15 protein-coding genes are annotated in these 15,610 nt (G+C 44.2%); 14 read left to right on the top strand and 1 reads right to left on the bottom strand.

Translation table 11 applies throughout. The features are described from left to right. Positions 1-75 precede the first annotated feature (75 nt). Entirely contained in the window at positions 76-1,713 is a 1,638-nt protein-coding gene (pgi, locus tag M0R47_RS09175) for a glucose-6-phosphate isomerase (RefSeq protein ID WP_292553444.1), read from the bottom strand. A 271-nt stretch (positions 1,714-1,984) separates the two neighbouring features. On the opposite strand from pgi, the gene M0R47_RS09180 reads away from it, so the two are divergent. From M0R47_RS09180 to rfaD, 14 genes are all read left to right on the top strand, one after another. Next, positions 1,985-2,575 carry a hypothetical protein gene (locus tag M0R47_RS09180; RefSeq protein WP_292553447.1) on the top strand — a complete coding sequence of 197 codons (591 nt, stop codon included), beginning with the start codon at positions 1,985-1,987 and terminating at the stop codon, positions 2,573-2,575. Between the two features lie 201 nt (positions 2,576-2,776). Next, on the top strand, positions 2,777-3,682 hold the full coding sequence (locus tag M0R47_RS09185) for a copper oxidase (RefSeq protein WP_292553450.1): 906 nt from the start codon (positions 2,777-2,779) through the stop codon (positions 3,680-3,682). A gap of 156 nt (positions 3,683-3,838) precedes the next feature. Beyond that, a complete protein-coding gene (locus tag M0R47_RS09190) occupies positions 3,839-4,165 on the top strand; it encodes a DedA family protein (protein ID WP_366513184.1) in 327 nt (108 codons plus the stop codon). 251 nt (positions 4,166-4,416) lie between these two features. Then, complete coding sequence (locus M0R47_RS09195; RefSeq protein ID WP_292553456.1) at positions 4,417-5,202, top strand: hypothetical protein; 786 nt, start codon at positions 4,417-4,419, stop codon at positions 5,200-5,202. Between the two features lie 147 nt (positions 5,203-5,349). Next, complete coding sequence (locus M0R47_RS09200; RefSeq protein ID WP_292553459.1) at positions 5,350-5,565, top strand: hypothetical protein; 216 nt, start codon at positions 5,350-5,352, stop codon at positions 5,563-5,565. Between the two features lie 278 nt (positions 5,566-5,843). Beyond that, on the top strand, positions 5,844-6,944 hold the full coding sequence (locus tag M0R47_RS09205; RefSeq protein WP_292553463.1) for a glycosyltransferase family 9 protein: 1,101 nt from the start codon (positions 5,844-5,846) through the stop codon (positions 6,942-6,944). Between the two features lie 48 nt (positions 6,945-6,992). Continuing rightward, positions 6,993-7,724: a glycosyltransferase family 25 protein gene (locus M0R47_RS09210; RefSeq protein WP_292553466.1), complete on the top strand. Its 732-nt coding sequence runs from the start codon at positions 6,993-6,995 to the stop codon at positions 7,722-7,724. Then, complete coding sequence (locus M0R47_RS09215; protein ID WP_292553468.1) at positions 7,715-8,953, top strand: O-antigen ligase family protein; 1,239 nt, start codon at positions 7,715-7,717, stop codon at positions 8,951-8,953. Before M0R47_RS09210 ends, M0R47_RS09215 begins: the two co-directional genes overlap by 10 nt. After that, on the top strand, positions 8,946-9,695 hold the full coding sequence (locus tag M0R47_RS09220; RefSeq protein ID WP_292553471.1) for a glycosyltransferase family 2 protein: 750 nt from the start codon (positions 8,946-8,948) through the stop codon (positions 9,693-9,695). Before M0R47_RS09215 ends, M0R47_RS09220 begins: the two co-directional genes overlap by 8 nt. Then, positions 9,695-10,513, top strand: a complete 819-nt coding sequence (locus tag M0R47_RS09225; RefSeq protein WP_292553474.1) for a glycosyltransferase family 2 protein — start codon at positions 9,695-9,697, stop codon at positions 10,511-10,513. The genes M0R47_RS09220 and M0R47_RS09225 overlap by 1 nt, the downstream gene beginning before the upstream one ends. 60 nt (positions 10,514-10,573) lie before the next feature. Continuing rightward, the gene (gene msbA / locus M0R47_RS09230) at positions 10,574-12,367 is read left to right on the top strand and encodes a lipid A export permease/ATP-binding protein MsbA (protein WP_292553476.1); all 1,794 of its coding nucleotides are present in this window, start codon (positions 10,574-10,576) and stop codon (positions 12,365-12,367) included. An 11-nt stretch (positions 12,368-12,378) separates the two neighbouring features. Further along, positions 12,379-13,005, top strand: coding sequence for an SIS domain-containing protein (locus tag M0R47_RS09235; protein ID WP_292553479.1), 627 nt, complete (start codon positions 12,379-12,381; stop codon positions 13,003-13,005). Beyond that, on the top strand, positions 13,005-14,429 hold the full coding sequence (gene hldE / locus M0R47_RS09240; RefSeq protein ID WP_292553483.1) for a bifunctional D-glycero-beta-D-manno-heptose-7-phosphate kinase/D-glycero-beta-D-manno-heptose 1-phosphate adenylyltransferase HldE: 1,425 nt from the start codon (positions 13,005-13,007) through the stop codon (positions 14,427-14,429). The genes M0R47_RS09235 and hldE overlap by 1 nt, the downstream gene beginning before the upstream one ends. Next, complete coding sequence (gene rfaD / locus M0R47_RS09245) at positions 14,426-15,370, top strand: ADP-glyceromanno-heptose 6-epimerase (RefSeq protein WP_292553486.1); 945 nt, start codon at positions 14,426-14,428, stop codon at positions 15,368-15,370. Before hldE ends, rfaD begins: the two co-directional genes overlap by 4 nt. Positions 15,371-15,610: the final 240 nt, after the last annotated feature.

The following is a 15,610-nucleotide window of genomic DNA, read 5'->3' on the forward strand; positions in this document are numbered from 1 at the left end:
TAGGCGATAGGAATCCGTTGCTGCAAGTTGTTAGCGCGGCAAAATAATACCAGGCAATCCGTCTGGGCTAGTGAATCAAGATTGCCGTAATTGTTTGTATTGATTAATCAATGCATTGGTTGAGCAATCATGGCTATCGATGGCTTTGTCGTTTTGAAGTTCCGGCAGGATGACTTTAGCCAAGGTTTTGCCCAGTTCCACGCCCATCTGGTCGAATGAGTTGATATTCCAGATGACCCCCTGAACATAAATTTTATGTTCATAAAATGCAATCAGCGAGCCTAAGGTTTTTGGCGTCAGTTTGGTGAATAAGAACGAATTCGATGGTTTATTGCCGTCAAATACTTTGGAAGCGACCAGTACTGTGTCGGCCTGGTCTTCGAGTGATAATTCCTGTTTAACTTCCTCTGCAGTCCTGCCTTTCATCAAGGCTTCCGGTTGGGCGAGAAAGTTTGAAATTAAAATATCGTGATGGTCGGGCAGCTTGTAGTGACTGTTTGCGGCGGCCAGAAAGTCACAAGGTATGAGTTTTGTGCCTTGATGGATCAGCTGGAAAAAGGCATGCTGTCCGTTAGTGCCGGGTTGTCCCCAAATAATCTGGCCGGTGCTGTAATCGACATGTTGACCATTGAGATCTATGCTTTTGCCGTTGCTTTCCATGTCGCCTTGCTGAAAATAATCGGCGAAATAAAGCATGGACTGATCGTAAGGTAAAAGAGCGTGAGACTCGGCATTGTAAAAATTATTATACCAAATGCCAAGCAAGCCCATGATTATAGGGATGTTTTTCTCAAAAGGCGTGGCGCGGAAATGTTCGTCTGCTTCATAGGCGCCTTGTAAAAGCTCTTCAAAGTTGTCCATGCCCACATATAAAGCGATAGATAGCCCGATGGCCGACCATAATGAATAGCGCCCGCCGACCCAATGCCTGAATTCAAACATGTTGTTGGTATCGATGCCGAATTCGGCAACATTATTGGTACTGGTGGAAATGGCAACAAAATGCTTGGCAATAGCTTGCGGATCTTTCGCACTGTCAAGGAACCAGCTTCTTGCCGATTTTGCATTGGTCATGGTCTCTTGCGTAGTAAATGTTTTAGACGCAATAAGAAATAGTGTCGTTTCAGGAGAGAGGTGCTTTAGGGTTTGCACAAGATCGGCCTGGTCAACATTGGAGACGAAGTGAACTTTTAGTGACTCGGACGCGTAGGGCGTAAGCGCTGTCGAAACCATCTTTGGCCCCAAATCGGAGCCGCCTATGCCGATGTTAACGATGTCGGTAATCGCTTTGCCGGTATAACCTTTCCATTCGCCTGAGCGGACGCGAGTGCTGAAAGTTCGCATTTGGGCGAGAACACTGTTGATTTGCGGCATTACATCCTGTCCGTCAACATAAACAGGTTGGTTGCTTCTATTGCGCAAGGCGGTATGCAGGACAGATCTGTGTTCGGTGTTATTTATTTTTGCTCCGCAAAACATAGCCTTAATTTTTGCATTCAGTCCGGCATGATTGGCGAGATTTATGAGTAAGGGCAGGGTTTGATCGGTTATTCTGTTTTTGGAGTAATCAAACAGTATGTCATTAAAATGAAGAGAAAATTTGAGGTGGCGGTTGTGATCTGCATTAAAGCTGTCGCGAAGGAGAATATTTTTGGTTTCGTTGTGATGTTTTATTAAAGCTGTCCAGGCTGTAGATGTGGTCAAAGATGACATGCGTAAAAAGCTCCGTTTAAATAAAGTTGTTTAAGTCTACGAAAAGCAGTGCAGGATAGCAATAGTGCAACCGCGCATTACCTTTTACTTATATAATGGCGCCTGTAGATTGGTCGCCCATCAATTCCTTGTATTTGGCTAAATCGATGTGCTAGAGTGGCTTATTGCTATTAATCAAAGTACAGCGAAAGACGTGTTTTTGATGAGTTCAAAATCCATTAATGGCATCTACATTCTCATAATAATAATTTTATCAAAACTGGAAGGCATTATGAACATTACACACATTTTAAGAAAGAGTTTCCTGGCGCTTCTTGGGTTGTTATTTTCTGCATCGTTATGGGCGCATGGCGGGGCTGCAGGTACCGATACAGACCAATGTAAATTCGAATTGGAACCTAGCCATTGGTTACATTATACCGCCTACCAGCCTAACGCATTTCCCGCTGAAGATTTTTGCGCCAATATTCCCAGGGCTAACGAACTTACCTTACTGGTGTTCGATTATCAGGACATGAAATACAGAGATATGTCGGTTGAGTTTGAAGTGACAAAAGAACCTGAAGGAACTCGCGTATTCTTTTTGCCGGGTGCAAAGCATAAAAAAGGCACAGTTGAATTAAAACTTCCAAATGGCGTGCCGGAAGCAGGCAAATACCTGATTCATATTACACTGGTGCCTGATCAAGGCGAGAGATTGGATGCGCACATGGGATTTAACGCTGGCGGTGGTAAAGCAGTCAGCAAAAATAACCTGCTTTTGTATGCATTTTTCGCATTCGCCGGTTTATATGTGCTTTATCTGTCACACGCTGGTTTCAAAAGCAAAGTGGATGAAGCAATCGCGAAGCTTAAAAGCTAAGCTGACATGACTTATTGATAAGTTGTGTTGTGCCATTGTGTAATTGCGCGTAGAGTTCACCGCATATGCAATGGCATTGCCTACATCGGCAGATATTTACTCCTGAAGTATCTGCCTTTACCACACTCGTGGATTATGTAGAAAAGGAGCGAGAATAGGAGCGGAGGTTATGATTTTATTGAACAATAGAGGTAATGAGTAATGGTGAAGTTGTTATCGGCTGGGGCGCTGATTTTTCTTTTGTCTGCGCCTGTATCGGCAGTGGAGTATGAGGATCATGATGGGATGCTCATGGATCACGGTGATGGCCATTTAATGGATATGGCTGGCGGTATGGTTATGGGTCAAAATACCAGCACGTTGCCGGGTGGCTGCGACAGTATTGCTGAAACCAAGGAAATTACTGTTCATGCCGGACATAAATATGCCGAGAAATTTCCAGGCAGAATGTTCGCGTTTGACACTCAAGAATTTAATTTTAAACCGTGCACCAAATTGACGGTTCATTTCATCAATGAAGATAATGTCCGTCATCAATGGATGATGCACGGGTTGCCTAAATATTTATATCCTAAGGGCATGTTCCACTTAGAAGCATCCGGTCCTGCAAAAATTTCCGGAACATTGATCCTGCCTCCCGGCGATAAAACCTATCTGGTGCATTGCGACATTGCCCAGCACATGGAAAAAGGCATGAAAGCCCAGTTGAAAGTCGGTAAAGGGGATGGTGATCTTCCCAGTATCCCAGGCGTGACAGCTTACGTCATACCCGATGACTACAAGGGAAGCTTGCCAACGGTGATGGCCGCAGTTTCGGCCGCAGCCGAAGCCGCGCCGGCGGCTGTTGCGGTCAATAAGCCTGCCCCGGCAGCACAACAGCCACCGAAAGAGGGTTCTCTTGTGTCGGGCGTTACTGTGATCGGCCTGGTGATTGGTTTGCTGCTTGCTCCATTTTTAGCGAAAAAATTTAAAGGCATGAGCGCATCAGAAATAGTAGCCACTATTTTTGATATGTTAAGAACCGGAATTGGGCTAGTTATAAAACTGCTGTCTAAGTTGGTTAAGCTGGTCATTTCTAATAAAAATAAAACGTTGCCTGAAAATTAAACTCGGGCAATACAAGAACCCCTGTGCTCTTTGAGTACAGGGGTTTTTTTTGAGAGAAAAGTGCAAGACATAGGGTTTGAAATAGGTGGACTGTTTACCAGTGCATTTATATCGTCAACGATAGCTCCCGGAGGCTCGGAAGCCGTTTTGGCTTATATGGTATCGGTAGGGCATCAGGCTGAGCTTTTGGTTATCGTTGCAACAATTGGCAACACATTGGGCACCATGACAACATGGGGCTTGGGCGTGCTAGCAGCTAAAAAAATGCCGGTTGCCGAGCTTTTATCAGAAGAAAGACAGAAAGCGCTGGAAGTAGTTAGGAAAAGAGGTATCTGGACGCTGTTTTTTACGTGGTTGCCGATAGTTGGGGATGTCTTGTGTTTTGCAGGTGGATGGTTAAGGTTACCATTCTTTCAGGCTTGTTCGATCATATTGCTCGGTAAATTTGGGCGATATGCGGTGATCGCCTGGATTTTTACTTAAAAAAGCTTGTCTTTATAAACATCAACTTGAAATATATCAATTAGATACTTACAAAAACTGTAACTACTAACAGCCAAACTAAAACGCTGATTATTATATTCATTAAAATCTTCATCAAAGCGCAGTATTTATCATATTCCTCTGCACTACATTGTACTTTTTGATATTAAGTAGCTACGAAAAACTAAGATAAAATTTGAGCTTCATGAAATTAATCCGCTTGCATTTTATTGATTGAATACGAGGTAATTGTGCTGCGCCATTTCCCACAGATTAACGTTGCTTATGCTCACAGTAAACGGGATTATTTTATAGCAGCGTTTACTTTTTTTTGCGTTGCAGTTTGTTTGATAAGCGATGCAAATGCGAGCTTGGAAAAGCAAAATGCGCTCGGTGTTTGCGCCTGGGTATTTTTGATCGGATTGCTGCTCGGAGAAAATAGGGAAATAAGAACGCAAGTTGGCATAGCCATCATTTTTGCGACCATCGGCGAGCATTTTGCGTCGCCTTTTATGGGCGGATACACTTACCGGTTCGAGAACGTGCCGGCCTATGTGCCGCCAGGCCACGGCATGGTTTATTTGACCGCCGTGGCTTTGGGGCGGTCCGGATTATTCCAGTGCTATGCCAAGGAAATTGCCGCGTTGGTGGTGATGGTCTGCGGTGTCTGGTCGCTCTGGGGAATCAGCGGTTATGCCAAGCAGGGCGATTCGGTAGGCGCGCTATTATTTTGTGTTTTTTTGGGTTATCTCTTTAAAGGCCGTTCGCCTATGGTTTATCTGGCAGCCTTTTTTATTACTACATGGCTGGAGCTAATCGGCACCGCCGTTGGGACCTGGAAATGGGCGGCAATAGATCCCGTATTAAGTTTGCCACAAGGAAATCCGCCTAGCGGAGTTGCTGCCTGGTATTGTCTGGTCGATGCGGTAGCCATGGGTGGCGCTGCGCCGTTATTAAGAAGAGCGAAAAGTACCCGTGAATGGATAAAGTCCGGCAAGTATCGGAAAAATGCATATCAGAGCGCGGATAATGAATAAGATATTTACACAATCGCGTAAGGTCTGGTTGCTAATTATGTAAGTGCCCCTGTTATAGGCAAGATAATCAATAATTAAAAGGGAGTGAAACATTATGGAACGCGTGATTTTATCCGATTAAGTGTAGCGACTGTAGGTGCCGGCATAATGATACCAACCATGGCGCTGGCCGACAGTGGTAAGCAGATAGCTAAAAGAAATATTTATTATACAAAAGAAGCCCCAGGCTCCTGGAGCGAGAAGGTTGCAACTCATCTGCCCAACATTGAAATACAAAAAACGGGAGGGAATGTCGCTGTAAAAGTCGTAACGGCACATGAAATGAAGGATCATGAGCACTATATTGTTAAGCACGATTGTTAAGCACGTTTTGCTGGACCAAAACTATAAATTTATAGATGAATATCTTTTCCATCCTGTCAAAGATAAGGCGGCAATTTCAACATTTACATTACATGACTACAGTGGGCCGATTTATGCGCTGAGTATGTGCAATAAGCATGATCTCTGGTTGAACGGCTCAGAAGTGTAAGGATGCGTTTTAGATCATTATTTGGCGTTGATGTTATTGCAAGTAGCTCATTGAAGTCCATTAACTCAATGAGCTGTTGTTTAGTAGGCGCTGCAACACAATTCAGTCAATGAAAAACAATCAACTTTTATACCCAAAGCCCAAAAAGATTCTGGTAATCTCAATGCGATACCTCGGCGATGTACTGCTGACGACACCCTTATTGCGTTCGTTGAGGCAGGCCTATCCCGATGCTCAACTTGATGTGCTAGTGTTTCGTAATACAGCTTCCATGCTCGAAGGCAATCCTGACGTTGACCATATTATTACTACGCCTAATCGCCCCAAACTCTTAGATTATCAGCAATTATTTCGTCAAATATTCAGGCAATATGACCTTGCTATCTCTACGCAGTCAGGCGATCGCCCTTTTTTGTACACGCTACTCGCGGCGCCGTTACGGGTTGCCGCAGTACCGCCAAAAAACACTACTGGCTGGTGGAAGCGTTTTTTTGTTCAGCATTGGACAGAATTTGATGACGACAATACGCATACGGTTCTGCAACACCTGAAATTACTGGATTTGATCAATGTTCCCTGGTGTTTTTCATTGGTACCGCCACAAATTGGCAATACTCAGCCGCAAGTGCAGCAATTTCCTTTTTTGGCCGATCATTCCGGCTTTGCAGTGTTACATCCGTACCCGCAGTGGAGATACAAGCAATGGACTGTTGAGGGTTGGATACAAATAGGACTCTATCTCAAAAGCTTGGGATTACAACTAGTTCTTTCGGGAGGGTCTGCCCAAGAGGAAATTGACTATGTAGCCAATATTCAACGTAAACTTCCCGAGGATACGATCAACTTGACGGGTCAGGTTTCGTTGGCGCAATTGGCAACCATTATTGCCCAAGCAAAACTATATATCGGCCCGGATACTGGCATCACCCACTTAGCTGCTGCAACCGGCATTCCCGTGATTGCGCTTTATGGGCCGACCAATCCGATAAAATGGGCGCCGTTCCCTTATGGATATCAAGCAAACGATAATCCTTTTGATAAAATAGGCGATAAACAAGTTAATAATATTTACTTCGTACAAGGTGAAGGAGATTGTGTTCCGTGCGATCTAGAAGGTTGCGATCGTCATCGACAAAGCCGTAGCCAATGTTTAGATAATCTGTCACCGGAACGTATTAAGCGTTTAGTGCGGCAATTGTTAAACAAATGAGCGTTCTAAATTAAGTCATTCGCAATCTGTCAATTTAACAATGAAATTATGAATATCGCCTCCTCTAAACTACTCGATCGCATTTACGTCCTTAACGTCAAAAAATTTACCGAGCGCCGGGCTTTCATGGAAAAGCAGCTCGCTAAAACAGGATTGCAGGCGGAATTTATTTTTGATTGGGATGCCGATGAGTTGAACGATGAGATAATCGACCGGTATTTTTCGAAAAATAACAAATTATCAGTCGCGCAAAAATCCTGTGCTCTCAAACATATTACCGCTTTACGAAAAATTACGGAAAGTAACGGCAGGTTCAATTTGATTTTAGAAGATGATGCCGTTCTTGCGAAAGAGTTTGGTTTAGGCTTACAACGCGCATTAGCACAAAGCGAGCAGTTTTTGGAAAACAAAGTTATTTATATAGGTTCAGGAGGGAATTTTTTTACGCCGAAAAGCCAGCGAAGACCAGGGCAATATCTATATCTTGGTACACGCGGTCGATTTACAGATTCCTATATTGTCGATAGTGCCACCGCACAAAAAAGGTTGGATTGGATCATTACCCATAAAGTCAGTGAACCCATTGATAATCAATTTGATAAAATCGATAAGCAATTAGGTATCAAAATACTGTGGCTAGAAGACCCTATTGTTGAGCAAGGCAGTAAAAATGGTTTGTTTGACAGTGCCATAGAGTCAGCCCCGCCAACTTGGTTACAAAGGCTGCGTTTTAACTTTGAAAAGTTAAAGCGAAAATATATCTATCAACTATGGCGCTAATTGAAAAGTCTATGTTTTCTTATTCTATTATTTCAGAAAAATCCTTATTAGCTTGCCGATATCTGGCAATAATTGCTGCGATTGCAGCTCCTCTATCTACCGCTGTTACCAGTGCTGCTTGCGTTGCCATGTTGTTAACCTGGCTTATTTCAGGTCACGTTTGGCAGAGCCTGAAAGTATCGACTCAACAGTCTACGGGGAAAATGTTGTTAGTGTTTTTTGCTTGGCTTATTGTTAGCAGTTTATATGCTGACACTTCTTGGACGGATAAAATCACTACATTGTCGAGCTGGAAAAAATTATTTTACACTTTCGTGTTGTTAGGCCTTTTTTGTCAAACGCAATGGAAAGCGCGCTTTATTTATTATTATTTAGCGGCAATGTCTTTCGCAGCATTTATTGTCGTTTCATTATGGTTGCTGGGTATTCAAGTTAGAGGTCAGCCGCCCGGCATTGTTATGACAAATTACACTTCTCAAAGTTTAGCATTTGTGATTGCTATCTTAAGTTGCATTTTTTTAATTAAAGAATCTATCAGTCGTCAAAAAAAAGGTTTATTAATAGGAATGATAGTCCTATTTACATTTAACATTTTCTTCATCAGCACTTCTCGGAGCGGTTATCTTGCTCTGCCTGTGGCTGCTGTTTTCATAGTTATTAATCTTTATGGCTATAAAAAACTGCCTCATATTTTGGGGATTACGCTAACTGCTCTTTTATTGGTGGCGTTGACTTCAAACACCTTGCAGCAGCGCATTAAATTAGGATTGGAGGAAAATAAAAATTCTCAATCCAGTGAAAATTTAACGTCTATAGGTGTTCGTGATATTTTCAGGCAAAATACGTTGGAATTAATTCAGCAAAAAACCTTTCTTGGTTATGGAACATCTTCTTTCAATAGCGTTTACAGTTCTCACGTTGCTGCAAAATATCAAGACTGGCGCGGCAAACCGTCATCCGACCCACATAACCAATATTTGTTTATTTGGCTGGAAAATGGTCTAGTCGGGTTGTTATTGTTTTTGGCTTATATTTTTACGGCTATCAGACAGGGAGCAACCCAACAGTTCTACGGAGTCATTGCTGCAAGTGTGCTCGTTGCGTTCGCCACGACTAGTTTGTTTAATTCACATTTCAAAACTTTTCCAGAGGGACATTTACTGGCTTTTTTTGTAGGTTGTTTATTAGGTCAACAGCCGGTAAACAAGATGGAGGAAGGAAGTGCTTAGCGTAATCATCATCACAAAAAATGAAGCGTCTCATATTGGGCGGTGTATGGAATCTGTTTTATGGGCTGATGAAATCATCGTTCTGGATTCCGGTAGTCAGGATGATACGGTATCCATCTGTCATCGATATACCGAGAAAGTATATGAAACGGACTGGCCCGGGTTTGGTATTCAGAAGCAGCGCGCTTTGGATAAGGCGGCTGGTGACTGGATTCTATCTATTGACGCCGACGAAATGGTAACGCCGGAACTAAGGATGGAAATCGAACGCACGCTCCAGCAAAAGGAGTATCAGGGCTATGAAATTCCTCGTCTTTCCAGCTACTGTGGCAGGCAAATGCGCCATGGCGGCTGGTGGCCCGATCATGTGCTTAGGCTATTTCGCCGTGATTGCGGTCGATTCACTGATTCAGCCGTTCATGAGCGTATTATTGTGCAAGGCCAAACCGGGCAATTGACCACTCCGTTGCTGCATGATGCTTTTGTGAGCCTGGATGAAGTCTTGCATAAAGTAAATTGCTATTCGTCCTTAGGCGCAGAAATGCTCTATCAAAAAGGGACGCAATCATCCATAAGCAAGGCTATTTTTAAAGCGTTCTGGACTTTTGTGCGCACCTATTTCCTTAAATTAGCTATCATGGATGGACGGCAAGGTCTGATGCTTTCAATTTCCAATGCTGAAGGAACGTATTATAAGTACGTCAAATTGTTGGAATTACAAAGCCGACAAGCACAACAATAATGAATCTAATATCTGTTATTGTAACTACATATAATTGGCCTGCCGCTTTAAATCTTTGCCTGGAAAGTTTGTTTGCTCAAAATGACAAAGGCTTTGAAATTATTATCGCTGATGATGGTTCTGCATTTTCTAATCAAGTATTGGCTCAGGCTTCTTGCGCTAAAAGTCCGGTATCAATTCAATATGTTCACCATGACGATCAGGGATTCAGGGCGGGAACCATTAGAAATAAAGCTGTGGCCGCCAGTAAAGGCGAATATTTGCTATTTATTGACGGTGACTGCATTCTTCGGCCTGATTTCATCGCTGGACATCGCCAGCTTGCTGCACCGGGATGCTTTGTGCCTGGAAACCGGGTGCTGTTGAGCCAGGCATTTACTCAGGAAGTCATAGAAAAGCACATTTCATTGCATGACAAAACGCTGAGCTATTTCATTGCTCTTTGGATACAAAATAAAATAAATAGAATTTCTGCCTTTATTCGGCTTCCTCTGGGGCGATTAAGAAGCTTACAGCCTAAAAAATGGAAAAAAGCCATGACATGCAATTTAGCAATGTGGAAGCGCGACTTTTTACAGGTAAACGGTTTTGACGAGCTTTTTGAAGGCTGGGGCTTTGAGGATTCTGATTTGGTTATTCGCTTAATACATGCAGGCATTAAACGTAAAGAAGGAAGGTTTGCTGTGCCTGTGTTGCATCTATGGCATGTTCATAATGATAAAAGCAAGCAAGATATTAATTACCAGCGCCTGCTGGATCGCTTAAACAGCCAGGATTTTATTTTCGCAAAAAAAGGCGTTTCCCAGTATCTTGGGTAACTCGGTAACTTAGCGCAAGCTGGAAGAATAGCTTCACTCGTTCATTCAAACTTCAAAAATATGAAAAAAACATCCAAAGCAAGCGCTCAAATATATAAGCGACTACTGACCTATTTAAAGCCGCATCGTGGCCTCTTTGCAATCAGTATTATTGGCTTCCTGATGTATTCAGGCACTCAGACTTTATTTGCTGCGTTAATCAAGCATATTATTGATACGTTGCAAACTGAGGCGCGGGAGGGTATGTATTACTTGCCGTTATTCTTTAGCGGCCTGATTATAGTGCATGGGATTGGCGCTTATGTAGGCAACTATTTTTTAGCCAAAGTGTCCACAAATATCGTGCATACCCTGAGATGTGAAATTTTCAATCAATATACGCAGCTGCCAACGGCTTATTTTGACGCAAACAATAGCGGTCATATGATTTCCAGAATAACCAATAACGTAGGACAGGTTACTCAGGCGGCCACAGATTCTATTCGTACTTTTGTGCGGGAAGGATTTACTGCGATAGGCTTGTTAGTTTATCTGTTTTATTCAAACTGGATGTTATCTCTGGTTTTTATTGCTATCACACCTATTTTGGTGGTGCTGGTGAGTTATGTTAGTAAGCGACTTAGAACGATTAGTAAGAGAATACAAGAATCAATTGGCGATATAACGCATATCACTTCGGAATTGGTGGATGGGCATCGGGTGGTGCGCAGTTATGGCGGAGAAGAATATGAGCGGCGGCGCTTTTTAGAAAGCAGCTTATATAACCGTAGACAATCGCTCAAGCTGGCAACCACTATGGCGGTGCATAACCCGATAATGCAATTCATTATAGCGATAGCATTGTCAGTTTTGATGTATATGGCATTGTTTTTTATGAAACAAGCCAGTGTGGGTGAGTTTGTGGGCTATTTGACGGCGGCATTTTTATTGCCTAAACCGATCAGAAGTTTAAGTGACGCGAACAGCGAAATCCAAAAAGGCATAGTCGCCGCCGAATCGTTGTTTGAAATTCTGGATGAGCCGGGCGAATTGGATGAAGGCACTTATCAGGCAGAAAGATGCAAGGGAGCTCTGGAATTTAAAAATCTGACTTTTCAATATGCCGGCGCAAACGAGCCTGCGCTGATTGACATCAGTTTTAAGGCTGAGCCAGGGCAGACAATTGCTTTGGTAGGAGCTTCCGGCGGCGGTAAAAGCACGCTCGCCAGTTTGGTTTCTCGTTTTTATCCCCATGATACTGGCGAGATACTACTGGACGGTGTGGAAATTAATAATTATCAACTGGCAAATCTGAGGAAGCAGTTGGCATTAGTCAACCAGCAAGTCACATTATTCAATGACACGATAGCCAACAATATAGCTTACGGGGCGCTTGCGACAGTAACTAAAAGCGAAATAGCTCAAGCTGCAACAGACGCTTATGCGATGGAATTTATCGCCAAGCTGGACCAGGGGCTGGACACGGAAATAGGCGAGAATGGTGTCAAGCTGTCCGGCGGACAGCGGCAAAGATTGGCTTTGGCCAGGGCCTTGCTAAAAGACGCGCCCATACTCATATTGGATGAGGCGACATCGGCGCTCGATACCGAATCGGAGCGGTTTATACAAGCGGCACTACAAAAAGTAATGAATAATCGAACGACGCTGGTTATTGCTCACCGGCTATCGACCATTGAAAATGCCGATATGATTTTGGTTATAGATCATGGTCGTATTGTAGAAAGAGGCTCTCACCGCGAGCTCATTGCAAAAAATGGAGTCTATGCGCGTTTGCATTCGATGCAATTTGAGGAACATTCCAAGGGCAACCATCCGGTCATTTCTGCTGAACTGATAAGTTCAGACTTAGTTTAAAGGGCATAATTTTGAAAACATTTATTTCTGAGCTTGAGCAGCATAAAGCCGTGATAGAGGGGCTGGCTGATTGTTCTGATGCGATTGAAGCAGCCGGGGCGTTGCTGATTAAGACATTAAATCAGGGTGGAAAAATACTGTTGTGCGGTAATGGCGGCAGTGCTGCCGATTGCCAGCATATTGCTGCGGAGCTGGTGGTGCAATATCAAAAAAGCCGTAAGGCGCTGGCTGCCATTGCGTTGACTACGGATAGCTCGATTCTAACGGCTCACAGCAATGACTTTGGCTTTGAGACGGTCTATGCCCGCCAGATTGAGGCTATTGCAGGTGAAAAAGATTGTTTAATTGCTATTTCCACATCGGGGCGTAGTAAAAATATATTAAAAGCAGTGGAAGCTGCAAGGTTGAGAGGCATGGCTGTTATCGGATTGACCGGGTGCGAAGGCGGTGAGTTGGTCAAGCATGTTACCCATCCGGTGATTATTCCTTCGAACGTGACTGCAAGAATTCAAGAGGCTCATATTCTGATAGGGCATTGGTGGTGCGGTGCAATTGAGGACTGCTTGGATACAGAAGATAGAGCACTAACAGTAGGCGCTTTAGGCGATGCAGGAGCAGTTGCCGAGGGGGCTCATTAATGTTGGCGGCTGCACCTGATTTTACAAAGGCTCGTATCATAGTCATCGGCGATGTAATGCTGGATCGATACTGGTCCGGCCAGGCCGCGCGCATTTCGCCGGAAGCGCCGGTGCCGGTGGTGAGAGTTAAAGCCATTGAGGATCGCGTTGGCGGCGCGGGTAACGTTGCGCTCAACATTGCCAAGCTAGGGGGCAAAGTTACACTACTGGGCGTTGTTGGTGACGACGCCGAGGGCGAGATACTAAGGCGGCTATTGGAAGCGGAAGGAGTGAATTGCGATTTTGTCGTTGAGCGGGAAATTCGCAGCATCTGCAAGCTACGGGTTATGGCCCAGCATCAGCAACTCATACGCATTGATTTTGAAGAGACGTCTCTTCAGTTTGATTCGTCGGCTTTGCTGGCAAGACTGGTTGAACATCTGTCTAAAAATAATACGGTTGTTTTCTCGGATTACGGCAAAGGCACGTTGGCGGATGTTGCAACGTATATCATCAAAGCCAAGCAGGCCGGTATTAAAGTTTTGGTGGACCCGAAAGGCGTGGACTATCAACGTTATACGCAAGCAGACCTGATAACGCCAAATTTGTCTGAGTTGCAGGCGGTGGTCGGTGTTTCTGAACATGAAGATGATCTGATTGAAAGAGGACGGGCGCTGTTAAAACGCTATCAAATCCCGACGCTGTTACTGACTCGTGGAGAAGCAGGCATGACGTTGATACAGGATGATCAAGTGCATTCGTTGCCGGCTCAGGCCAAGGATGTCTTTGATGTGACCGGTGCCGGAGATACCGTTATTGCTGTAATGGCTCTGGGTGTGGCGCTGGATATGGCGTTATATGATGCAATGTATCTGGCTAATCTGGCAGGTGGCATTGTGGTCGGAAAGCTGGGTACATCAACAGTGTCAATGCAGGAATTAACGCGAGCAATGCACGGTGATCGAGATTCCCGGTACGGCATCGTTTCGGAAGATGAATTGGCGCAAATATTGGCTGGAGCCAAAGCCCATGATGAGCGCATCATTATGACCAACGGTTGTTTCGATTTGTTACATGCAGGACATGTGACTTATTTACAGCAGGCAAAGGCCTTGGGTGACCGCTTGGTTGTGGCCGTAAATTCCGATGCGTCAGTTAGACGGCTTAAGGGTGAGTCCCGGCCTATTAATGGGTTGCAGGAACGGATGACAGTATTGGCAGCATTAGCTTATGTAGATTGGGTGGTTTCATTTGAAGAGGAAACTCCCGAAAGACTGTACTGCAGATTGCTTCCGGATGTAATTGTCAAAGGAGGCGATTACAGCTCGGAGCAAGTCGCCGGTGGTGAATGCGTTATTCGGGCGGGCGGCGAAGTAAAGATTTTACAGTTTGTTGACGGGCAATCTACAACTGCAATGATTAAAAAAGCGAGGGGGCAGGAATGATAGTTGTTACGGGTGGGGCTGGTTTTATTGGCAGTAATCTAATTCGAGCATTAAACGAGCGAGGCGAACGCGATATATTGTTGGTTGATCACTTGGCTAATGGGCGGAAAATGCATAATATCGCCGATCTTGATATCGCCGATTATATGGACAAGGGGGAGTTCATGGAGAAAATCGACATGGCTCACTTTTTTGATGGGGTGCGGGCGGTTTTTCACCAAGGAGCTTGTTCTGCAACAACAGAATGGGATGGGCGGTATGTGATGGTGAACAATTACGACTATTCCAAGCGTCTATTGCATTGGTGTATCGCAAGAAATGTCGCATTCTTGTATGCTTCTTCCGCTTCGGTTTATGGTGATGGCAAACGCGGCTTTCGAGTTGATCGTAGTTGCGAGCATCCTATCAATATGTATGCCTATTCAAAGTTCCAATTCGATCAATATGTACGTCCTTTATTAGCTAAAACAAAAAGCCCGATTGTCGGTTTTCGCTATTTTAATGTTTACGGCCCAAGAGAGCAGCATAAAGGCGCTATGAGCAGTACAGCGTTCCATTTTAATCGACAGGTAATTGATCAAAAAAAGGCAAAGCTGTTTGAAGGATGCGATGGTATGGATAACGGCGAGCAAAAGCGCGATTTTGTTCATGTTGATGATGTTGTAGATGTAAATCTGTGGTTTTTGGATCACCCTGAACAGCGAGGCATTTTTAATGTAGGAACAGGACGGGCTGAAACTTTTAATGCGGTTGCTCAGGCAGTGATTGATTGGCATAAAGATGGAAGCATTGAATATATCCCATTTCCTGAGCATTTAAAGGGTGCTTATCAAAGTTATACCCAAGCCGATATTTCTGGGCTAAGAGAGTCTGGCTATGAGAAGGACTTTCTGACAGTTAAACAAGGTGTCGCAAAATATTTGGATTGCTTGAATGCATAATATACATTTATGTAAATAATTTCTTGACGCCGGCTGTAAAGGCTGTAAAATGCGCAGTTCTTTCGGGGCAGGTAGCCCTGGCAGCCTCGACCGGATGTCGAGGGCGGGAAATAAAGCTGGCAGGGAGCTTGACAAACGGGTTGGACCGGTTATAATGGTCGGCTCATCGGGACCTGGGTATCGGTTCCGGCACGGACGGAAACAAATAAATAAAGTCGACAGGGTGTTGACAAATTGAAT

The organism is Methylobacter sp. (genome assembly GCF_023227905.1).
Lineage (GTDB): Bacteria > Pseudomonadota > Gammaproteobacteria > Methylococcales > Methylomonadaceae > Methylobacter_A.